Source organism: Streptomyces sp. NPDC088812 (assembly GCF_044750285.1).
Taxonomy (GTDB): Bacteria; Actinomycetota; Actinomycetes; order Streptomycetales; family Streptomycetaceae; genus Streptomyces.
The window spans coordinates 267,728-288,795 of the sequence record NZ_JBIVJP010000008.1; the positions used below are offsets into that span (position 1 = coordinate 267,728).

16 protein-coding genes, 2 tRNA genes and 1 other RNA gene are annotated in these 21,068 nt (G+C 73.4%); 15 read left to right on the plus strand and 4 right to left on the minus strand.

Annotated elements, in window-relative coordinates; translation table 11 throughout:
- Nucleotides 1–110 precede the first annotated feature (110 nt).
- The 9 genes from ACIP67_RS16845 to ACIP67_RS16885 all read left to right on the plus strand — a co-directional run bounded on the left by ACIP67_RS16845 (nt 111) and on the right by ACIP67_RS16885 (nt 8,543).
- The gene (locus tag ACIP67_RS16845; protein WP_401692428.1) at nt 111–2,240 is read left to right on the plus strand and encodes an FtsK/SpoIIIE domain-containing protein; all 2,130 of its coding nucleotides are present in this window, start codon (nt 111–113) and stop codon (nt 2,238–2,240) included.
- 249 nt (nt 2,241–2,489) lie between these two features.
- Nucleotides 2,490–2,795, plus strand: a complete 306-nt coding sequence (locus tag ACIP67_RS16850) for a hypothetical protein (protein ID WP_401692430.1) — start codon at nt 2,490–2,492, stop codon at nt 2,793–2,795.
- A gap of 10 nt (nt 2,796–2,805) precedes the next feature.
- On the plus strand, nt 2,806–3,036 hold the full coding sequence (locus tag ACIP67_RS16855) for a hypothetical protein (RefSeq protein ID WP_401692432.1): 231 nt from the start codon (nt 2,806–2,808) through the stop codon (nt 3,034–3,036).
- Between the two features lie 89 nt (nt 3,037–3,125).
- Entirely contained in the window at nt 3,126–3,857 is a 732-nt protein-coding gene (locus ACIP67_RS16860) for a DNA methylase (RefSeq protein WP_401692433.1), read from the plus strand.
- The gene (locus ACIP67_RS16865) at nt 3,854–4,732 is read left to right on the plus strand and encodes a DNA primase (protein WP_401692434.1); all 879 of its coding nucleotides are present in this window, start codon (nt 3,854–3,856) and stop codon (nt 4,730–4,732) included. The genes ACIP67_RS16860 and ACIP67_RS16865 overlap by 4 nt, the downstream gene beginning before the upstream one ends.
- Before the next feature lie 65 nt (nt 4,733–4,797).
- Complete coding sequence (locus ACIP67_RS16870) at nt 4,798–5,055, plus strand: hypothetical protein (protein WP_401692435.1); 258 nt, start codon at nt 4,798–4,800, stop codon at nt 5,053–5,055.
- Nucleotides 5,052–6,608, plus strand: a complete 1,557-nt coding sequence (locus ACIP67_RS16875; protein WP_401692437.1) for a YfjI family protein — start codon at nt 5,052–5,054, stop codon at nt 6,606–6,608. The genes ACIP67_RS16870 and ACIP67_RS16875 overlap by 4 nt, the downstream gene beginning before the upstream one ends.
- A 342-nt stretch (nt 6,609–6,950) precedes the next feature.
- A complete protein-coding gene (locus ACIP67_RS16880) occupies nt 6,951–7,178 on the plus strand; it encodes an excisionase family DNA-binding protein (RefSeq protein ID WP_401692439.1) in 228 nt (75 codons plus the stop codon).
- A gap of 84 nt (nt 7,179–7,262) precedes the next feature.
- Nucleotides 7,263–8,543 (plus strand): tyrosine-type recombinase/integrase, encoded by a 1,281-nt coding sequence (locus ACIP67_RS16885; RefSeq protein WP_401692440.1) that lies wholly within the window; start codon nt 7,263–7,265, stop codon nt 8,541–8,543.
- A 62-nt stretch (nt 8,544–8,605) separates the two neighbouring features.
- On the opposite strand, the gene ACIP67_RS16890 is transcribed toward ACIP67_RS16885, so the two are convergent.
- A tRNA-Ser gene (locus ACIP67_RS16890) sits at nt 8,606–8,693 on the minus strand.
- 72 nt (nt 8,694–8,765) lie between these two features.
- Here ACIP67_RS16890 and ffs point away from each other — a divergent pair.
- The 6 genes from ffs to ACIP67_RS16920 all read left to right on the plus strand — a co-directional run bounded on the left by ffs (nt 8,766) and on the right by ACIP67_RS16920 (nt 18,556).
- Nucleotides 8,766–8,864, plus strand: an RNA gene (gene ffs, locus ACIP67_RS16895) — signal recognition particle sRNA small type.
- A 233-nt stretch (nt 8,865–9,097) separates the two neighbouring features.
- Nucleotides 9,098–11,479, plus strand: coding sequence for a DNA polymerase III subunit gamma and tau (locus ACIP67_RS16900; protein ID WP_401692441.1), 2,382 nt, complete (start codon nt 9,098–9,100; stop codon nt 11,477–11,479).
- 624 nt (nt 11,480–12,103) lie between these two features.
- Nucleotides 12,104–13,369 carry a phosphoribosylamine--glycine ligase gene (gene purD, locus ACIP67_RS16905; protein ID WP_401692443.1) on the plus strand — a complete coding sequence of 422 codons (1,266 nt, stop codon included), beginning with the start codon at nt 12,104–12,106 and terminating at the stop codon, nt 13,367–13,369.
- 310 nt (nt 13,370–13,679) lie between these two features.
- Nucleotides 13,680–15,512: a hypothetical protein gene (locus ACIP67_RS16910; RefSeq protein ID WP_401692533.1), complete on the plus strand. Its 1,833-nt coding sequence runs from the start codon at nt 13,680–13,682 to the stop codon at nt 15,510–15,512.
- A gap of 428 nt (nt 15,513–15,940) precedes the next feature.
- On the plus strand, nt 15,941–17,440 hold the full coding sequence (locus ACIP67_RS16915) for a N,N-dimethylformamidase beta subunit family domain-containing protein (protein WP_401692445.1): 1,500 nt from the start codon (nt 15,941–15,943) through the stop codon (nt 17,438–17,440).
- 216 nt (nt 17,441–17,656) lie between these two features.
- Nucleotides 17,657–18,556, plus strand: coding sequence for a phosphoribosylaminoimidazolesuccinocarboxamide synthase (locus tag ACIP67_RS16920; RefSeq protein ID WP_401692446.1), 900 nt, complete (start codon nt 17,657–17,659; stop codon nt 18,554–18,556).
- A gap of 136 nt (nt 18,557–18,692) precedes the next feature.
- On the opposite strand, the gene ACIP67_RS16925 is transcribed toward ACIP67_RS16920, so the two are convergent.
- From ACIP67_RS16925 to ACIP67_RS16935, 3 genes are all read right to left on the minus strand, one after another.
- Nucleotides 18,693–18,765: transfer RNA gene (locus ACIP67_RS16925), tRNA-Gly, on the minus strand.
- A 23-nt stretch (nt 18,766–18,788) separates the two neighbouring features.
- Nucleotides 18,789–19,397: a response regulator gene (locus tag ACIP67_RS16930; protein WP_401692448.1), complete on the minus strand. Its 609-nt coding sequence runs from the start codon at nt 19,395–19,397 to the stop codon at nt 18,789–18,791.
- A complete protein-coding gene (locus tag ACIP67_RS16935; RefSeq protein WP_401692449.1) occupies nt 19,394–20,770 on the minus strand; it encodes a sensor histidine kinase in 1,377 nt (458 codons plus the stop codon). Before ACIP67_RS16935 ends, ACIP67_RS16930 begins: the two co-directional genes overlap by 4 nt.
- Between the last annotated feature and the right edge of the window lie 298 nt (nt 20,771–21,068).

The window sequence follows — 21,068 nt, forward strand, 5'->3', positions numbered from 1 at the left end:
CCACCCCCGTGCACGCCGGGGTGGCCGCTCTTTCCACGGACCCGGCCACCCCGGCACCTGCACTCCCCTTTACTCCCGCCCCGCAGGGGCAGTCAGGAGCAGTACCCAGCATGTCTGAGAACGTCGTTCACCTCCACAAGCCCACCGACCCCCCGACCGACGGCATGGCACCGACGGTGCTCACCGTCGTGCCGGACCCGTCGCCGGCGCCGCCCGTGCCGCTGTGGGTGCGCTCGGGGCGCGCGGTGCGCACGGCCGTCCGCCACGAGACGACCCGCGCGACTGTGCGGGCGGTGGCCCGGCACAGCCTCTACACGTTCAACGGCGGGCGGATCGTGGCCCGACGCACCTGGGACGGCCGCACCGGGGCCCGGTACGAGCGGATGATCCGCGCGGCGGAAGCCGCGGGGAACCTGGAAGCGGCGCAGGAGTGGGAGGAGCGTCTGACGCGGTTCCGTGCGGCCCGTCACCACCGCCGCATGGACCTGCTCCACTCGCCCGTGGACGCCGCCAAAAGCGTCGCCGTTGGCGCGGGCATGAGCGTCGGTGCGCTGGTCGCCCTCGGTGTCGTCATGGCGATCAGCACCGGTGAGGTGCGGGACGTGGTCACGCCGCTGTCCGCGACCATCGACTTCATCGCCCTGCTGATCCGCATCGTGCAGATCGTCTGGGGACCGGCGCTCACCATCGGCCCGTTCCTCGCCCTGCTGGCCCTGTGGTCGGTCGGACGCAAGCAGCACGCCGCCCCCGCCTGGGCACTGCCCGCGAACGTCCGCTCGGGTGAGGGCGAGCCGATCACCCCGTCCATCGTGGTCAAGGCACTGCGTGACCTCGGTGTCCCGGCCCTGGCACGGGCCATCAAGGAGATGGGCGACGCCGGCGCCTCGATGCTCGGGCCGATCAGGATCGCCGGATGCGGCGTGGAAGTCGACGTCACCCTGCCCTCTGGGGTGGCGACGAACGAGGTGCAGCAGCGCCGCCGCAAGCTCGCCGAGAACCTCACCCGGCACGAGCACGAAGTGTTCATCACCATCCCCCAGGCCGCGCGCACGGTCCGGCTGTGGGTCGCCGATTCCGGGGCGCTGGACGAGCCGATCGGCCCGTCGCCGCTGGTCACCGACGAGACGATGACCGCGAACTACAAGACCGGCAAGGCGCCGTGGGGGCAGGACCTGCGCGGCGACGCCGCCGCGATCAGCCTGTATCAGCGTCACCTGCTGGTCACGGGCCTGTCCAACCAGGGCAAGACCGCCGCCCTGCGCGCGCTCGCCCTGTGGCTGGCCCTGGACCGGTCGGTGCAGTTCTGGATCGCCGACCTCAAGGGCATCGGTGACTGGGCCATGTTCGACGGCATCGCGCAGGTGCTGATCGAGGGACCGTCCGACGACCACGTCATCCAGGCGACCGAGATGGTCGAGGACGCGGTGGAGGAGATGAACCGGCGGATCGAGGAACGCCGCCGGGACCCGAGCATCGTGTTCGAGCCGCTGATCGTGGTGGTGGACGAGGCACAGTTGGCGTTCATGTGCCCGGTCGTCGGCGACGACAAGCGGCCCTACGGCGGCTCCAAAGCAACCTCCCGGTACTTCATGGCGGTCCGCAAGGTCCACAACCAGGGGCGTGCGGTCGACGTGCTGATGTGGCAGGGCACGCAGGACCCCACCGACCAGAACCTTCCCAAGCTGGTCCGCGAGGGCGCGCACACCCGCGCGTCCCTCGTGCTGGGCACCGAGTCACAGGCCCGCATGGCGCTGGGAGACAAGGCCGTGGACGGCGGCGCCGCCCCGCACCTGCTGCGCCAGGGTCTGGACAAGGGAACCCTCGTGGTCGCCTCCGACGGCATCACGATCCCCGCCGGGCAGGCGTCCATCACCGTGCGGACCCACTTCATCGACGACGAGCCGGCCGCCGAGATCGCCGACCGGGCCAAGGCCCTGCGCGACGGCCTCACCACCCTGCGCGTGGTCGACCAGGGCGAGGAACGCGACGCGCTCGCCGACGTCGCCGCCGTCCTCGGAGACGCCCCGCGGCTGCGGACCAACGAGGTCCTCAAGCGGCTGCACGCCCTGGACTCCAGCGTCTACGGCGACCAGTGGACCAACGACCGGCTCAAGCGGCTGCTGGAGGAGCACGGCGAGGAGCCGAAGAAGTCGAACGGGGTCATGGTCGTCCACCGCGATCACGTCCTGCGGGCCCTCGCCCACCGCGACACCGAAGGTTCCGCTTCCACCACCGACTAGCGGGGAGCAACAGCCGTCCGGCCCGGGGAGGCGGGGAGAACTCCCCAACCCCCTCCCCACTCCGTCTCCCCCACGTTGATCAGCGAAAACACCGTTTCGGGGAGGCAGGGAGGCACCCCAGCTCAGCCCCCTGAAACCCCCACCGGAAGCCACCGGCAGGGGGTGTCCCTGCCTCCCCGGTCAAGCGCCGGAACGCATTCCGCATCACTCCGCACACGCCCCCTCCGGGGCGTCTCCGTAGGAGGTTCGATGACCCACCGCGACCCGCCCAGCATCGCCCCGCACATCCCCGCCGACGCCTACCACCGCGCACAGGCCACCGGGCAGCCGGTCGTGATCGTCGTCCACACCACCGACCACACCCACCGCCCCCTCGCCCACTACCTCTACCCCCTCGCCATCGCCGGCGCGAGCGCCATCGGCGTCTTCGCCACCGTCGCCGCGCTGCTCGCCCTGCTCGACTTCGCCGTCCACACCGCCGTCCAGATCGCCGCCGCCACCGGACCCATCAGCGTCTGCGGCCTCACGTTCAAGCTCTTCGGCTCCAAGCGCTGACAGGAGACCCATGCCCTACCGCGACAACGACCCCATCTCCGACGCCCCGCTCGACAACGCCCCGTTCGGCTACTCGCCCGAGTCCCTCCAGCGCGAAGCCCTGTACGCCGAACTCGACACCGCCGGCGTCGCCCTGGGCACCTACGACCGGCGCATCGTCGACTGGATCGCCCACTGGGACTACCCCACCGTGGCCACCATCTCCAGCCTGATCCGCCGCGCCGCGCGCAACCCCCACTAGCTACGCCAAGGGCGACCCCCACCTCTCGCCAAAGAAACCGGGGTCGCCCTTGTCAGCCAGCACCCATCCAGGAACTGGAGACATCCAGCATGACCCAACCCACCCTCATCCGGCGAGGAGCCGACCGACGGCCGCGCCTGTTGGACCTGTTCTCGTGCGCCGGCGGCGCCGCCACGGGCTACGACCGGGCCGGGTTCGCCGTGGACGGCTGCGACGTCGCCCACCGCCCGAACTACCCCTTCCCCTACCACCGGGGCGACGCCCTCGCCTACCTCGCCGCGCTCATCGCGTCCGGGGAGATCGAGCGGTACGCGTTCGTGCACGCCTCCCCGCCATGCCAGGACAAGTGCTCGCTGACCGTGGGCACGAACCGCTCCCAGGGATGGGGCGGCACCCACGAGGACCTCGTGGCACCCACCCGTGACCTGCTCGACGCGACGGGCCTGCCGTACGTGATCGAGCAGCCCAACGGCCGCGCGGAGATCCGTAAGGACCTGACCCTGTGCGGAGAGATGTTCGGGCTGGGGGTGATCCGGCACCGCAACTTCGAGTTGGGCGGCTGGAGCATCGAGCAGCCCGCGCACGTCCCCCACCGGGGACGGGTGCGCGGCTACCGGCACGGCCAGTTCTACGACGGCCCGTACGTCGCCGCGTACGGCAACGGCGGTGGCAAGCCGACCGTCCCGGAGCTTCAGACCGCGATGGGGATCACGTGGACCGACGTCCGCGAGGAACTGACCGAGGCCATCCCGCCCGCCTACACCGAGTGGATCGGCCGCGCCTACCTCGCCGCCGCCGCGACGTTGGGAGCGGCGGCATGACCGGGACGCCCGAACCCCTGCGCACCGCACTCGCCCTCGCGGCGGCCAGCGTCCCGGTGCTTCCGCTGCGGCACGGCAAACTGCCGTTCGGCAACTGCCGCACCTGCAAGGACAGCGCCTGTGGGGACCGGCCGCACATGAAGGCTGCGGGCCCCTGTTGCTGCCCGGCCCCGTGCCACGGATGGGCCGCCGCCACCACCGACCCGCACGTCCTGACCTCGCCTGCGTGGGCGGCGGCATGGCGACGGGCCGTGGCGGTCGCCTACCACCCCGGTGGGGCCGGGGTGACCGTGGTCGACTTGGACGACGCGGCGGCCGTCGCGTGGGCCCGTGAGACCCTGCCCGCCACACGGACCGTGCGGACGACGCGGGGGGAGCACTGGATCTACCGGGGCACCCTGCGTTCTGCGAACGCCGTCCGGCCGGGCGTGGACGTCAAGTCGCTCATGCAGTACGCCCGGTGGCTCGGGCCCGGCACCGGCCGGATGAGCGGCCTGCCGGCGGCCGTGCGCGCCCTCGCGGTGAAGGAAGACACCACCCCCGCGCGCGGCGACGTGGTCTCTTCCCTCCCGGAACGCGCCACCTGGGACCGGACGGTGGCCACCGGGTGCCGCCACACGGAACGGTATGTGCGCACCGGTCTGGAACGCGGCCTCGCCCTCGTACGCTCCCGCACCGAATCCGGCGCAGGATCACAGGCGTTCGGCGTCGCCCGGTTCCTCGCCGCGCAGCACGCCGCATGCCCCGGCCCCTGCGCGCTGGAGGTACTCGGGGAGGAGATCGTGGCCGCCGCCGTCTCCGTCGGCGTCCCCGAGACCTACGCCCGCCGCGCCGTCACCAACGGCCTTGAGGCGGCCTTGAGGCGTGCGGCATGAACAAAGCATCCCTAACCCCCGCGAACGGCCGTCAGGGCGCCGCACAGGGCCCGACACGGCTATCCGTGGGCGAACCGAAGGGCGTCGCCCGCAAGGGCGTCCGTATCGCTGTTCGCTCTGCCCCGCAGACGGTCACGGTCACCGGCATCCGCCCCGGACTGCACATCCGGTGCGAGGGCGTGACCGTCGCGGACTGGCTCTGCTCGTGCGGGCGCCACGAACGTGCCCGCGGCCGTGCTGCCGTCATCGCCCTCGCCCGTCGCGCCGTCGTCGGTACCTGCCCCCACACCGCACCCGCCGCCGAAGGGAGGGAAGCAGCATGACCACACAGCCTGTGGACAACGACCTGTGGGCGGGACTGCCCACCCTGGAAGAACCGCCCGGCGAGGACGACGCGGCACCGGACGTGTGGGAGGACCCCATTCCCCTCACCGGTCGGCGCGAGCGTCCTGCGTTCCCCGCGCACGTCTTCCCCGCATGGATGGGGGAGTTCGTGGCGGCCGTCGCGGAGGAGACGCAGACCCCGGTGGACCTCGCCGGATCGATCGCGCTCGCCGTGCTCGCCACGGCGGCCGGCGGCCGGTCCGTGGTCCACGTACGCGGGAACTGGCGAGAGCCCACCAACCTCTACACCGTCGTGGCGCTCCCGCCCGCCAATCGCAAGTCCGCCGTCTTCGCGCTGCTAACCAACCCTCTTTATGAGGCGGAGAAACAGCTCAAGGCCGCGATGAAGCCGGTCATCGTCGAGGCGGAGCTGACGGCGCGACTGGCCAAGGAAGCGGCGGACAAGGCCGCCGCCAAGGCCGCGTCCGCCGACACGGACAAGCGGCAGGAGATGGTGGCCACCGCCGTCGGTCTCGCACAGACGGCCGACACGCTCACCGTCCCCGCCGAACCCGTGCTCCTGGCGGACGACTCCACCCCTGAGACGGTCACCTCACTCATGGCCGAACAGGGCGGGCGGCTGTCCGTGATGAGCGCGGAAGGCGGCATCTTCGACATCATCGCCGGCCGCTACTCCGGCGCCCCGAACATGGAAGTCTTCCTCAAGGGGCACGCGGGGGACCGGCTGAGGGTCAACCGGCAGACCCGCCGCGAGTACATCGACGCACCCGCCCTGACCATCGGTCTCGCCGTACAGCCGGACGTGCTGTGCGACATCGGCAAGGTCAAGGGGTTCGAGGGGCGCGGACTGCTGGCCCGCTTCCTGTACTCCCTCCCGGCCTCCACGGTCGGCGAACGCCAGATCATCACCGACCCGGTCCCCGAGCAGACGGCCGCCACCTACACCGCGAGGGTCATCGACCTGACCCTGTCCCTGGCTGAGTGGACCGACCCGGCCGTCGTCCAGCTCAGCCCGGAAGCTGACGCGGTCCTGATCGCCTATCAGAAGCGCATCGAACCGCAGCTCAAGGCACGCGGCGGCAAGCTGGGCCACATCTCCAACTGGGCCGGAAAGCTCGCGGGGGCGACCGCCCGCATGGCCGCGCTGCTGCACCTCGCCGAACACGGCGGCAACGGCTACGCCCACCCCGTCACCGACACCACCATGAACGCGGCCATCAAGCTGGGGGAGTACTACACCGCCCACGCCCTCGCCGTGTTCGACGTCATGGGCGCCGACCCGGTCCTGTCCCGCGCCCGCAGCGTGCTGGAAGCCGTCCGGGACAACCGGTGGGAGGACGTCAGCCGGCGGGACGTCTTCACCGCCCTGTCCCGCAGCGAGGTCCCCACCGTCGCCGACCTCGAACCCGCCCTCGCGCTGCTGGAAGACCACGGATATCTGCGCTCCTACCAGCCCGAGCGCACCGGCAAGCGCGGACGCCCCCCGGCACCCCGCCTACTCGCCCACCCCTGCCTGAGGGGCGGCCGGTGACCCCCGGACACGCCCCCAATCCCTTCCGCACAAACCGCACAATCGCAAAAATCCCCGGACACCCCCACTGACCTGCGGCGGGACCCCCAAGCCGACCCCGGCGAGGGGCCCGCCGCACAATCCCGCGATATTCCGCAAAAAACGAGCGGCGCCCCACCCTCCGGGGCCGTCCGCCGGCCGTCCCTGATTTTTGCGGAATATCGCGGGTTTCTGCGGAGCACCACCCACCACCACCCGCACACGCCATCACCGCAGGTCAGCGGCCCTGACCGGCTTTTCTGCGGATTTTGCGGTTTGTGCGGCGGCATCCGCCCCCTGACCTCCACCCCACCGGAGTGAGCCTTGGACGACCACGGCACCCTCACGACCCCCGCCGACGACGACTCGACGCTTGTCCTCCTCACCGTCGAAGAGGCCGCCCGCCGCCTCCGTATCGGCCGGACCACGTGCTTCGCACTCATCCGCACCGGAGAGCTGGAGTCCATCGACGTCGGCCGACTCCGGCGCGTTCCCGCGGACGCGCCCGCCGAGTACGTCGCCCGCCGGCGCGCGGCCAAACGAGCCGCTTGACGACGCCCGGGGCGGCGGCACTCCCGGACAGGACAGCCCGCCGCCCCGGCCCCCATCCCGACACCGAGAAACAGGAGCCTGCCTGTGGCAGAGGAGAAGAAGCGCACCCGCCGGGCCAACGGCGAATCGGCGATCTACCTGGGAAAGGACGGCCGATGGCACGCACGCGTGCCGATGGGCTACAAGGACGACGGAACGCCGTACCGCAGGCACCTGACGCGCCCGACCCGCAAAGAGCTGGTTGACGAGGTGCGGCGGCTGGAGAAGCAGCGCGACGAGGGTTCGGCCCGACAGCCGGGGAAGCCGTGGACCGTCGCGAAGTGGCTGGAGCACTGGGTCGAGAACATCGCCAAGCCGGTCATCAGCGAGAACACCTACGCCGGCTACGAGGTGGCCGTCCGGGTGCACCTCGTTCCGGGCATCGGCAAGCATCGTCTTGACCGGTTGGAGCCGGAGCACTTGGAGAGCCTGTACCGCCGGATGCAGAACGCCGGAAGCAAGGCGGGTACCGCCCACCAGGCCCACCGGACGGCCCGCACGGCTCTGGGGGAGGCGGTGCGGCGTGGCCACGCGGCCAAGAACGCTGCCGCATTGGCCAAGCCGCCGCGGATGGAGGAAGACGAGACCGAGATTGAGCCCTACTCGGTCGACGAGGTGCAAAGCCTGCTGCTGGAAGTCAACAAGCGCCGCAACAGCGCCCGATGGATGCTGGCACTCGCCCTCGGACTGCGGCAGGGCGAGACACTCGGACTCCGGTGGGCTGACGTCGACCTGGACAACGAGTACCTGAAGCTGCGCCGGAACCGGCTGCGACCGAGGTACGAGCACGGTTGTGCCGATGCGGCCCTCTGCGGCCGGAAGCCCGGGTACTGCCCGGAACGGGTGCAGGTGCGGCGCGAGACCAAGAACACGAAGTCCCGGGCGGGACGCCGTGCGGTGCCGCTCCCGGGTCCCCTGGTCGTGATGCTCCGCTCCCACCAGGACGCCCAGGCGCGCGAGCGCGAGACCGCCGGCAACCTCTGGGCTGAGTCGGAGTACGTGTTCACCAAGCGGCTGGGTGGCCCGCTCAGCCCGAACACGGACTACCACGACTGGAAGCGGTTGCTGGAAGACGCGGGGGTTCGCGACGGCCGGCTGCACGACGCTCGCCACACGGCCGGCACGGTCTTGATGCTGCTGGGTGTCCCGGACCGGGTCATCGACCAGATCATGGGTTGGGAGCCGGGTGGGGCCGCCCGGATGCGAGCGCGGTATCTGCACGTGACCGATCCCATGCTCAAGGAAGCGGCCCGGAAGATCGAGCGAGCTATCTGGGGAACGCCGGACGCACCCCCTGTGGACAAAAACCAGGACAACGGGGGGTGAGCAACGTCGAAGGGCCCCACCGCGAACGGTGGGGCCCTTCGACATCGTGCCCGGTGAGGCACTGGCGGAGGATACGAGATTCGAACTCGTGAGGGGTTGCCCCCAACACGCTTTCCAAGCGTGCGCCCTAGGCCTCTAGGCGAATCCTCCGGTGGGAACATTACATGACCGAGAGGAGTGCTCGCGAACTCGTTCCCTGCCCCTGACATCAGGTAGCCTTGGCGCAGCCCCTCACGCGGCGCTATCTGACTGAACTCCCCCAGGGCCGGAAGGCAGCAAGGGTAGGTCGGCTCTGGCGGGTGCGTGGGGGGCGCTTGTTTTCCCCCGGGTTTTCGCGCCTGCTGTGAGCTTCTGCTGGGCGGGTGGTGTCCCCGGCGAGCCGCGCTGAGGCCATGGACCTTGGGCGCCCGCCCGGACCCGGAGCCTGTCGGTCGGGATCGGGATTGGGACCTCGGGGTGGCGGGGTGGCGGAACGCCGGGGCGGTTCGGGCGGCCCGGTCGTCTCGGGGCTCGGGCGAGTCCGGTTGTCGGTGGGCGCCTATAACCTCGTATGCGTGTCGTCTCTCGCGTTGTACCGCCGCTACCGCCCGGAGTCCTTCGCCGAGGTCATCGGGCAGGAGCATGTCACCGACCCGCTGCAGCAGGCGCTGCGGAACAACCGGGTCAATCACGCGTACCTGTTCAGCGGGCCGCGCGGATGTGGCAAGACGACCAGCGCGCGCATCCTGGCCCGGTGCCTGAACTGCGAGCAGGGGCCCACGCCGACTCCCTGCGGGGAGTGCCAGTCGTGCCGGGACCTGGCGCGGAACGGACCGGGGTCCATCGACGTCATCGAGATCGACGCCGCCTCGCACGGCGGTGTGGACGACGCCCGTGACCTGCGGGAGAAGGCCTTCTTCGGGCCCGCCGGCAGTCGCTACAAGATCTACATCATCGACGAGGCCCACATGGTCACGTCGGCCGGCTTCAACGCGCTGCTCAAGGTCGTCGAGGAGCCGCCGGAGCACCTGAAGTTCATCTTCGCCACCACCGAACCCGAGAAGGTCATCGGGACCATCCGTTCGCGGACCCACCACTACCCGTTCCGCCTGGTCCCCCCGGGCACCCTGCGGGAGTACCTCGGCGAGGTGTGCCAGAAGGAGGACATCCCCGTCGAGGACGGGGTGCTGCCGCTCGTCGTGCGCGCGGGCGCGGGGTCCGTGCGTGACTCCATGTCCGTCATGGACCAGCTGCTCGCCGGCGCGGGCGCCGACGGCGTGACGTACGCCATGGCCACCTCGCTGCTCGGGTACACGGACGGCTCGCTGCTCGACTCCGTCGTCGAGGCCTTCGCCACGGGCGACGGGGCCGCCGCCTTCGAGGTCGTGGACCGTGTCATCGAGGGCGGCAACGACCCCCGGCGTTTCGTCACCGACCTCCTGGAGCGGCTGCGGGACCTGGTGATCCTCGCCGCCGTCCCGGACGCGGCGGAGAAGGGCCTCATCGACGCCCCCGCCGATGTCATCGAGCGGATGCAGGCCCAGGCCGGCGTCTTCGGCGCCGCCGAACTCAGCCGCGCCGCCGACCTCGTCAACGAGGGCCTCACCGAGATGCGCGGTGCGACCTCGCCCCGCCTCCAGCTCGAGCTGATCTGCGCGCGCGTCCTGCTGCCCGCCGCCTACGGCGACGAGCGGTCCGTCATGGCCCGCCTCGACCGTATCGAGCGCGGGGTGAACTTCTCCGCGAGCGGTGCCGCGGGGATGCCGGCCATGGGGTACGTGCCCAGTCCCGAGGGGCATGGGGGAGCGGCCGGGGTTCCCGCCGCCGCACCGATCCCGCCGGGCGGCGGCGCGGCGGCCGCCCGCGCGGCGGTACGCGGCCCAGGAGCCCAGCCCCAGCCCCAGGCCACCACTTCGCCTCCCGTTCCGTCCGCCCCCCAGCCCGCAGCACCGGCCGCCGCACCCGCGCCCGTCTCCGCTCCCCCTTCCGCCCCTGCGGCCGCCCCCGCGCCGGCCGAAGCCGCCCCGGCACCGGCTCCCGCCCCGGCCCCCTCGGCCCCCGCCCCGGGTGCCTGGCCCACGGCCGCTCCCGCGGGCAGCGGACGCCGCCCCGGCGGCTGGCCCACAGCTGCCCCCGCGGGCGGTGGCGCCCGCCCTTCGGCGCCCCCCGCGGTCCCGCCCGCCGGCTCCCCGGCCGCCGCGCCCCCGGCCGCCCCCGCGCCCGCCGCCTACACACCTCCGGCGGGCGGCCTCGACCCCCGCACGCTCTGGCCGAACATCCTGGAGGCGGTCAAGAACCGTCGCCGTTTCACCTGGATCCTCCTCAGCCAGAACGCCCAGATCACCGGCTTCGACGGCACCACACTCCAGCTCGGCTTCGCCAGCGCGGGCGCCCGCGACAACTTCGCGAGCAGCGGCAGCGAGGATGTACTGCGACAGGCGCTGGGCGAGCAGTTCAACGTCCAATGGAAGATCGAGGCGATCGTCGAGGCCGCAGGAGGCTCAGGCGGTTCCGGCGGCTACGGAGGACCTGCCTCTCCGGCCGGTGGCTACGGCGGGGCCGGTGGCCCGTCCGGCCCCGGTGGTCCCGGCGGCTTCTCCGGCTCCGGCAGCTCCTCCGCCTTCGGCAGCGGTGGCGGCGCCCCGGGCGGCGGCCAGGGCACGCCCGGCGGCTACGGCTCGTCGGGCGGCTACGGCGGTGGCGGCGGCGCTCCCCAGTCCGCCTCCCCGGCCATGTCCACCGGCCTGAGCACCGCCCCGGCCCGGTCCGCGGCCCCGGCGGCCCCCGCCCCGGCGGCACCCCACCCGCAGCCCTCGTCCGCCCCGGAGCCCGTGGCCCTCGAGGACGACATCCCCGAGGACGACGACCCCGACCTCAACGAGTCCGCCCTCTCCGGCCACGAACTGATCGTGCGGGAGCTGGGGGCGACGGTCGTGGAGGAGTTCACCAACGAGTAGCGGGACCGTACACCCGCCGGGACAGCCCGACCTTCCGGGACAGCCCGACCTTCCGGGACAGCTCGATCTGCGGGACCGCACATCCGCCGGGACCGCACATCCGCCGGGACCGCACACCCGGCCTCACGGCACACCCGCCCGGACAGCGCACCCGGCGGGACGGCCGAGCCGGACCGACCGGCGTGGCGAAACGCGCGGCGTCGCGTGGAGGGCCTGAAGGGCCGAGAAGCGGGGCGCCACCACGGCACGACCGGCTACACGGAACCGCCCGCAGGCCGAGCGCCGCCGGACCGGCGACACGGAACCGCCCGCAGGCCGAGCGCCGCCGGACCGGCGACACGGAACCGTCCGCAGGCCGAGCGCCGCCGGACCGGCGACACGGGACCGTCCGCGCGCCGAGCGCCGCCGGACCGGCGACACGGGACCGTCCGCGCGCCGAGCGCCGCCGGACCGGCAACACGGAACCGCCCGCGCACCGAGCGCAGGCAGACCGGCAACACGGAACCGTCCGCGCGCCGAGCGCCGCTGACACCCCTCCCCTCGGAGGAACCTACGAAGGATCCGCCCCGGCCCCTTCAGAAGCCCGCACAAACCGCTCCGTCCGCCGCCCGTTAGGCTGGCCCCGTGAACGTCCTCGTCATCGGCAGCGGCGCCCGCGAACACGCCCTGTGCCGCTCACTGTCCCTCGACCCTGCCGCCACCGCGCTGCACTGCGCCCCCGGCAACGCCGGCATCTCCGAGGTCGCCGAGCTGCACCAGGTCGACGCCCTGGACGGCAAGGCCGTGTCCGAGCTCGCCACCGAGCTCGGCGCCGACCTCGTGATCGTGGGCCCCGAGGCCCCGCTCGTCGCCGGGGTCGCCGACGCCGTGCGCGCGGCGGGCATCCCGGTCTTCGGCCCCTCCGGTGAGGCCGCGCAGCTGGAGGGCTCCAAGGCGTTCGCCAAGGACGTGATGGCCGCGGCCGGCGTGCCGACCGCCCGGTCCTACGTCTGCACCACGCCCGACGAGGTGGCCGAGGCCCTCGACGCCTTCGGCGCCCCGTACGTCGTCAAGGACGACGGCCTGGCCGCCGGCAAGGGCGTCGTGGTGACCGACGACCTCGAGGCCGCGAAGGCACACGCGGCGGGGTGCGAGCGGGTCGTCATCGAGGAGTTCCTCGACGGCCCGGAGGTCTCCCTCTTCGCGATCACCGACGGCGAGGCGGTCGTCCCGCTCCAGCCCGCCCAGGACTTCAAGCGCGCGCTCGACGGCGACGAGGGCCCCAACACCGGCGGCATGGGCGCGTACTCCCCGCTGCCCTGGGCCGACCCGGCACTGGTCGACGAGGTCAGGCGGACCGTGCTCCAGCCGACCGTCGACGAGATGCGGCGCCGCGGCACCCCCTTCTCCGGCCTGCTCTACGCCGGCCTCGCGATCACCGGCCGCGGTGTGCGGGTGATCGAGTTCAACGCCCGGTTCGGCGACCCCGAGACCCAGGTCGTCCTGGCCCGGCTGAAGACCCCGCTCGCCGGCGTCCTCATGGCCGCCGCCACCGGCACCCTCGGCGACCTCGCGCCGCTGCGCTGGAGCGAGGAGGCGGCCGTCACGGTGGTCGTCGCCTCCCACAACTACCCCGGCACCCCGCGCACCGGTGACCCGATCACCGGCCTCGCCGAGGTCGCCGCCGAGGACGCCCCGCACGCCTACGTCCTGCACGCCGGCACGCGGCGCGACGGCGACGCCGTGGTGAGCGCGGGCGGCCGGGTCCTGTCCGTCACCGCCACGGGCGACGACCTCACGCAGGCCCGCGAGCGGGCGTACCGGTCGGTCGCGCGGATCGGTCTCGACGGCTCCCAGCACCGTACCGACATCGCGGCGAAGGCCGCGGCGGAGGCGGCCGCGACGGCCTGACAGGCCGACCAGCAGGCACGTCCGGGCCCCGGTTCCAGCAGGTGAACACCTCTGGAATCCGGGGCCTTTTCGTTGCCCTCAGTCATACACCTTTCCCCAAAGCCATTCCATCGAGTGAGCGCTGCCGCATCCGGCTGACGGGGGCCGGAGGGCCAACTAGGGTGCGGCGCAAGCTCTCCGGCACTTGGCCCATCGGCATTGCGATGTCAGTCGCGGGTGCCACAGTGGGGGAGTGAGCGAAACGCAGCGGGCTGGGCCGGACAGGACAGCCGGGATCGAGGGGAGGGGGTGAGGTCCGGCCGTGACCGGTATGGGAAGGGAAGCGGGCGCGCAGGCCGCCAGGGCCCGGGCGCTGGCCGTACTGCGCATCCGCGGCTGGGCGCTGGCGGTGGCGCTGCTGCCGGCGGCGGCCGCCGCGATCCTGCTGGCCGGTGCCTCCTCCGGGCACCTGGTGGGCTCCGGCTGGGACGCCGCCCGCGGGGTCGTGTCCGCGCTCGCGCTCGTCGTGCTGACCGCCGCCGGTGTCGTGGCCCTGGTGGTCGCCCGCGCCCGCCCCGCCGTCAGCCCCACGGTCGCGATCGCCGAGAGCGCGGCTCCCGACCTGTACCGGCTGGTGCGCGACCTCGCCGAGCGGCTCGACGTCCCCGCGCCGTCGGCCATAGCGCTCACCCCGGACTGCGACAGCTGGCTGGAGGACCGAGCCCACCCGGCCCACGGCCCGCCCGCGCCGCGCGACCCGGACGAGATAGCCGGGCCGGGCCGCAACCTCCACCGCCGTACACCGACCGCGCCCGTCCTCGTCATCGGCTCGCCGTTCCTGTGGTGGATGCGGGTGGCCGAGCTGCGGGCCGTCCTCGCCCCGGTCGTCGCCGGTACGGGACCCTCGGCGCACCCCGACATAGCCGCCGCCCGGCGCTTCGTGCGGGGGCTGGACGCCGCGGTGGCCGTCTCCTCCGACCGCGGCCGCTGTCCCGGCGTACGCCTGGTCTGCGCGGGCATCGGCCGGGTCGCGCGGCTGCTGCTGCGCGGCTGCCAGGTCCACGCGGCGGAGATGGAGCGGGGGGTGGCCGCGGCGGCGGCCGAGCGCGCGCAGACCGTGGACTACGGCCTGCGGATCGTCGCACAGGAACAGGTGGGGCTGGCGTACGCGGGCTGGGACCGGCTCCTCACCCGGGTGGCACTGCCCGCCTGGCGGATGGGCCGGTGGCCGTCCCGGCTGGACGCGGGCGTCGTCGCCGCCCTGACCGAACTGTCCCGGCGGGACCGCCTCGCCGAGGGTTTCGCCTCCCGGCTCGGGGAGCGTCCCGCCTGCGACCTGCTGGAGGAGCCCGGCGCGGTCGACGAGGCCACTTCCCTGCTGGCCGCGCGTCTCTTCCACGGCGGCCCGGCGGAGCCCGGCCCGGACTGGTCCCCGGTGGGCTGGCAGGACTATCCGGACGAGGTCGTGGACCGCAAGTGGCGCACCGACGCGGCCCGCCTGCACCGCGTCCTGGACGCCCTGGGCGTCCGCCGCGTCCCCGACCGGCTGACGGGGGCCCCCTCCGACGGCCCCACGCTGGCCCGGGTCCTGGACCACCTGACGGGCGTGGAGCACGCGCTCCCCGGCCCGGGGGACCCCATGGCCCCCGGCCCGGAGGACCCCACGCCCCCGCACCCGGCCACCGCGCCCGGCACCCCCGCGCCCACCGCCAAGGCCGGCGAGGACGACGAGAACCTGCCCGCCCCCAACCCCCGCAGTGCCGCCCTCGCCGCCCGCCTCGGCGCCGAGCTGGCCCGGGAGGAGACCGACACCGGGCCGTCCCCGGCCGCCCCGGGACTCCCCGCGCCCGGACAGGGCCCTGACCCGGCCGCCCTCTGGGACGGCGGCACGCTGCCGCTCTTCCCCCTCCAGCCCCCGCGCACCGACCGCGAGCTCCTCACCGACCACGTCACCGCGATGGTCTGCTGCGCCGCGATGGACACGGTGGGGGCCACCCCGGGCCTGGACTGGCTGGACGGCCCGTCCCTGCTGGTCGACGGCGAACGCGTGACCGATCTGGCCCCCCGCGTGCTCAGCCTGGTGGAGGACGGCGACGCGGTCCCGCTGCGCAGCTGGCTGGTGGGGCTGGGAATACGCCCGGAGAAGCCGGTACGCCTCGGCTGACGCACCCCGGGCCAACCCCGCGCCACCCCCGGGCGACCCTGGGGCCAGCCCGGGGCCGCCCCGAGGCCAGCCCGGCGCCACCCTGGACCGCCTGGACCGCCCGGACCGCCGATGGAGCGGTTGATTCCACTTCCAGCCGATTCACGCCGAATAGTGACTGTCTGCGCGCGTTATGTGATGTGCTGGGACCGAACGAGCCCATGGCATGGGCGCGCGACATAGGACAAACGGACAACCACGTCACCCCACCAACAGCCAACAGCCAACAGCCAACAGCCACCGACACCGGCACCAAGCCGTCACCCGGGCCACCCCCCGTCACGACGGCGGACCACCCCGTCACGACGGCGGACCACCCCGCCACCACGGCGGACCGCCGCACCACCACCTGGCACGACCACCACGGGGGCCAAAGGGAGGGGAGCACCATGGGACAGGACCACATCCGCCGGTGGGAGTCGGGAGCGCTGGCGCACGCCGTGACGGACCCGTTCGGACAGGGCCCCCTCCCCTGGCTGCGCGGCAGCGAGACGTACTTCGACGACACCGGCCAGGTCGTCCCCTGGTACGTCGACCCGGCCCCCGCCCCGGGCCGCGCCCGGGACGCCGCTCCCCGCATCCCGTCCCCCCGCGCCTCCGGCGGCCCGCGCTCCGCCGACGACGTACGCCGCCAGATCAAGGGCTTCGTCTCGACCGGCGCGGTCGCCCCCGGCGACGCCCTCGACTTCCACATCACCGTCGACCCGCCCCAGGAATTCGCCGTCGACATCTACCGCATCGGTCACTACGACGGCGAAGGCGCGGCGAAAATCACCACCAGCCCCCGGCTGTCCGGCATCGTCCAGCCCCCGCCGCTGACCGCCGACCGCACGGTCTCCTGCCACCACTGGTGGCTCTCCTGGCGGCTGCAGGTCCCGTCGTACTGGAACATCGGGGCCTACGTCGCCGTCCTCACCACCGCCGACGGCCACCGTTCCCACATCCCCTTCACCGTCCGCGACAGCCGCCCCGCCGACCTGCTCCTGCTGCTCCCCGACATCACCTGGCAGGCCTACAACCTCTACCCGGAGGACGGCCGCACCGGCGCCAGCCTCTACCACGCCTGGGACGAGAAGGGCTGCCTGCTGGGCGAGGCCGACGCCGCCACGACCGTCTCCTTCGACCGCCCCTACGCCGGCGCGGGCCTCCCGCTCCACGTCGGCCACGCCTACGACGTCATCCGCTGGGCCGAACGCTACGGCTACGACCTCGCCTACGCCGACGCCCGCGACCTGCACGTCGGCCACATCGACCCCACCCGCTACCGCGGCCTGATCTTCCCGGGCCACGACGAGTACTGGTCGCAGGCCATGCGCCGCACCGTGGAGCGCGCCCGCGACAGCGGCACCTCGCTGGTCTTCCTCTCCGCCAACACCCTGTACTGGCAGGTGGAGCTGGGCCCGTCCCCGTCGGGTGTCCCCGGCCGCCTGCTCACCTGCCGCAAGCGCAAGGGCCCCGGCCGCCCCGTCCTGTGGCGCGAGATCGACCGGGCCGAGCAGCAGTTGCTCGGCATCCAGTACGCGGGCCGGGTCCCCGAACCCCGCCCGCTGATCGTCCGCAACGCCGGCCACTGGCTGTGGGAGGCGACCGGCACCCACGAGGGCGAGGGGATCCAGGGCCTGGTCGCCGGCGAGGCCGACCGCTACTTCCCCCGCACCCCGCTCCCGGACCACGAGGAGCGCACCCTCCTCGCCCACTCGCCGTACACCGACACGGCGGGCGTCCTGCGCCACCAGGAGACCTCCCTGTACCGGACCCGCTCGGGCGCCCTGGTCTTCGCCTCCGGCACCTTCGCCTGGTCGCCGGCCCTGGACCGCCCCGGCCATGTGGACCCCCGCGTCCAGCGCGCCACCGCGAACCTCCTGGACCGCATCTGCAAGCGCGGCTGAACCCGCCCGACGGGCCCGCGAAGACCGCGCCCTGCCCCCGCCTCCACCCCGCCCCTGCCCCCGCCTCCACCCTTCCCCCGCCCCCGCATTCACCCCGCCCCCGCCCCGCCTCCGCCCCGCCCCTGCCCTGCCCGCACCCCCGCCCCGACCCTCTGTCCTGATCGATCCCGGTCTAAGGGAGAATCAAGTCATTGGACAGAACCACGGGGAGGAACCGTGTCCGGATTCGTAGAAAAGCCCGAGCCCCTTCAGGTGCCGGGCCTGGTGCACCTCCACACCGGCAAGGTGCGTGAGCTGTACCGGAACGAGGCGGGCGACCTCGTGATGGTCGCCAGCGACCGTACGTCCGCCTTCGACTGGGTGCTGCCGACCGAGATCCCCGACAAGGGCCGCATCCTCACCCAGCTCTCCCTGTGGTGGTTCGACCAGCTGGCCGACCTGGTCCCCAACCACGTCCTCAGCACCGAGCTCCCGGCCGGCGCCCCCGCCGACTGGGCCGGCCGCACCCTGGTCTGCAAGTCGCTGCGGATGGTCCCGGTGGAGTGCGTGGCCCGCGGCTACCTCACCGGCTCGGGCCTCGCCGAGTACAAGGAGTCCCGTACGGTGTGCGGCCTCGCCCTGCCCGAGGGCCTGGTCGACGGCAGTGAACTCCCCGCCCCGATCTTCACCCCGGCCACCAAGGCCGCGGTCGGGGAGCACGACGAGAACGTCTCCTACGAGGAGGTGGCCCGCCAGGTCGGCGCCGACACCGCCGCCCAGCTGCGCCAGGCGACCCTCGCCGTCTACGGCCGGGCCCGCGCCATCGCCCGCGACCGGGGCATCATCCTCGCCGACACCAAGTTCGAGTTCGGCCACGAGGGAGACACCCTCGTCATCGCCGACGAGGTCCTCACCCCGGACTCCTCCCGCTTCTGGCCGGCCGACCAGTGGCAGCCGGGCCGCGCGCAGCCGTCGTACGACAAGCAGTTCGTGCGCGACTGGCTGACCTCGTCCGCCTCGGGCTGGGACCGCGCGAGCGAGCAGCCGCCGCCGGAGCTGCCCCAGGAGATCGTGGACGCCACGCGCGCGAAGTACGTGGAGGCGTACGAACGCCTCACCGGCACGAGCTGGGCGTAGGGCCGACCAGGGCGTGGCCCCGGCCCGGGCCACGCTCTGCCCCGCCCCGCCCCGCCCCGCCCCACGGAGCCGGCGCCGAAGAGCGTGAGAAGGCATGAAAAAGCCCCCCGACACAAGCCGGGGGGCTTTCTCCGCGAGCGGACGACGAGGCTCGAACTCGCGACCTCAACCTTGGCAAGGTTGCGCTCTACCAACTGAGCTACGTCCGCGTTGCGCCGTGGCGCGAGAGCAACTATACCCAACCCCGCTCGCGTGCGAGCCGCACCGCCGCGTGCCGGTTCTCCGCCCCGAGCTTGGAGACGGCCGACGAGAGGTAGTTGCGCACGGTTCCCGGCGACAGCGCGGCTCGCTCGGCGATCTCCGCGACGGGCGCCCCGTCGGCGGCGAGTTCCAGCACCTCGGCCTCGCGCGAGGTCAGGGGCGAGTCGCCGGCGGCGATGGCGTCGGCGGCCAACTCGGGGTCGACGTACCGGTTGCCGGCGTGCACGGTCCGGATGATCTCGGCGAGCCGCTGTGCACTCACCGTCTTCGGGACGAACCCGCGCACACCCGCCGCGAGCGCCCGCTTCAGATGCCCCGGCCGGCCGTGGCTGGTGACGATCAGCGTCTGGCACGCGGGCAGTTCCGCCCGGATCGATGTGGCGACCTTCACACCGTCCGCGCCGGGCATCTGGAGATCCAGGACGGCCACGTCCGGCGCGTGCGCCCGCGCCATGGCCAGCGCCTCCGGGCCGGTGGCCGCCTCGGCGACGATCACCAGGTCGTCCTCCAGCGAGAGCAGCGCGGCCAGCGCGCCCCGGATCAGATGCTCGTCGTCGGCGAGCAGCACCCGCACGGTCACGCGGTGACCTCCCGTACCGCGGCCGTCTGCCGCAGGGGCACCTCGGCCACCACCCGGAACAGCCCGGCGCCGGCGACCCCTGCCTCCAGCGTGCCGTCCACCTCCGCGAGCCGCTCCCGCAGCCCGGCGAGCCCCGACCCGCCCCGGCCACCTCCCGCCGCACCCACCGTGCCCCCGGAGGAATCCGCACCACCACCGACGGGCCCCGCACCACCACCGACGGGCCCCGCACCACCACCGACGGGCCCCGCACCACCACGGACGGACCCCGCTCCTCCACCGACGGACCCCGCTCCTCCACCGACGGGCTCCACCCCGTCGTTCTCCACCGTCAGCACCACATGTCCCTCCGTCACCCGCAGTCTCACGGAACACCGTGCGGCGTCCCCGTGCCGCAGCACGTTCGTGGTCGCCTCCCGCACCACCCACCCGAGCGCCGACTGCACCCCGGCGGGCAGCCGGTCGGCCGCCCCGGCCGGGGCCCGCACCTCGCACTCGATCCCGGCGGCCGTCAACACGCCGTGCGCGCCACTGAGTTCCACGCCCAGATCGACCTCCCGGTAGCCCCGTACGACGTCGCGGACCTCGCGCTGCGACTCCTGCGCGATCCGCTGCACCTCGATCATCTGCTCGACCGCCTCCGGCCGGCCCCGCCGGGCCAGTTGGACCGCCAGCTCGCTCTTCAGGGCGACGACCGCGAGGTTCCGCCCCAGCACGTCGTGCAGATCCCGCCCGAACCTCAGCCGTTCCTCCGCGACGGCGAGCCGGGTGCGGGTCTCGCGGGCCTCGTCGAGTTCGTAGACGGCGTTGAGGAGCCAGACGGAGAAGACCGAGGTGAAGGCGAAGAAGCCGGAACCGAGGAGCACCGCGAGCGACGTGGCCAGCACGTCCGTCCAGGCGGCGCCGAACGCCGACGTCAGGGCGGCGGCCCCCGCGCCGAACCCGGCGACCAGGTACAGCACCCGGCTGCGCCGCCGGATGCCGAGCGCGATCGTGCCGGCGCCGAAGGCGAGCACGCCCCCGAACATCCCGCCGAGCGCGCCGGCCGCGTCCGCGTGCCCGTCGGCGACGGCGAGCGCCAGCAGGGCCGGCGCGCCGGTGACGGCGGCCAGCGCGCACATCAGGCGCACCGGCTGTTCGCGGCGCCCGCGCACCCAGTCCAGTGCGCGCAGGGCGGTCACCGTGGCGAGCACCGCGTGGGCGAGCAGCAGGGCGAACAGCCAGCCGCCCGCCGGTGCGCCGACCCCGCGGAGGACCGGCGGACCGAAGGCCCCGACCTCGATCACGGGGAAGACGAGGTACGACCACCGCGTGTACGTCTCCACCTTCGCCGGCGTGCTCTTCCGCCGCCACCAGCCCCCCGTCCCGCGCACCGGCACGACTTCCCCCGTTCTTCGCCGTTTCCCGCTGATCCCCGCCGTTTACCGCTGATCCCGCCCGTCCCCGCTGGTCCCTCCGGTCCCCGCGTTCTCCGCAGCGTCACCATCCCGCCGCTCCGACCGCCCGCGAGGCCACCCCGGAGGACCGACACCCGGCGCGCCCGGTCCCCCGGGCCCTCCCGGCGCCCCGAGTCCGAGCCCCGAGTCCGAGCCCCGAGTCCGAGCCCCGAGTCCGAGCCCCGAGTCCGAGCCCCGAGTCCGAGCCCCGAGTCCGAGCCCCGAGTCCGAGCCC

Excerpts from the sequence above, each read along its gene's own strand:
- ACIP67_RS16875 (WP_401692437.1), top strand. The coding sequence starts at position 5,052 with ATGACCACACAGCCTGTGGACAACGACCTGTGGGCGGGACTGCCCACC.
- ACIP67_RS16915 (WP_401692445.1), top strand. The coding sequence starts at position 15,941 with ATGGGACAGGACCACATCCGCCGGTGGGAGTCGGGAGCGCTGGCGCAC.
- ACIP67_RS16845 (WP_401692428.1), top strand. The coding sequence starts at position 111 with ATGTCTGAGAACGTCGTTCACCTCCACAAGCCCACCGACCCCCCGACC.
- ACIP67_RS16910 (WP_401692533.1), top strand. The coding sequence starts at position 13,680 with ATGGGAAGGGAAGCGGGCGCGCAGGCCGCCAGGGCCCGGGCGCTGGCC.
- ACIP67_RS16855 (WP_401692432.1), top strand. The coding sequence starts at position 2,806 with ATGCCCTACCGCGACAACGACCCCATCTCCGACGCCCCGCTCGACAAC.
- ACIP67_RS16865 (WP_401692434.1), top strand. The coding sequence starts at position 3,854 with ATGACCGGGACGCCCGAACCCCTGCGCACCGCACTCGCCCTCGCGGCG.
- ACIP67_RS16850 (WP_401692430.1), top strand. The coding sequence starts at position 2,490 with ATGACCCACCGCGACCCGCCCAGCATCGCCCCGCACATCCCCGCCGAC.
- ACIP67_RS16860 (WP_401692433.1), top strand. The coding sequence starts at position 3,126 with ATGACCCAACCCACCCTCATCCGGCGAGGAGCCGACCGACGGCCGCGC.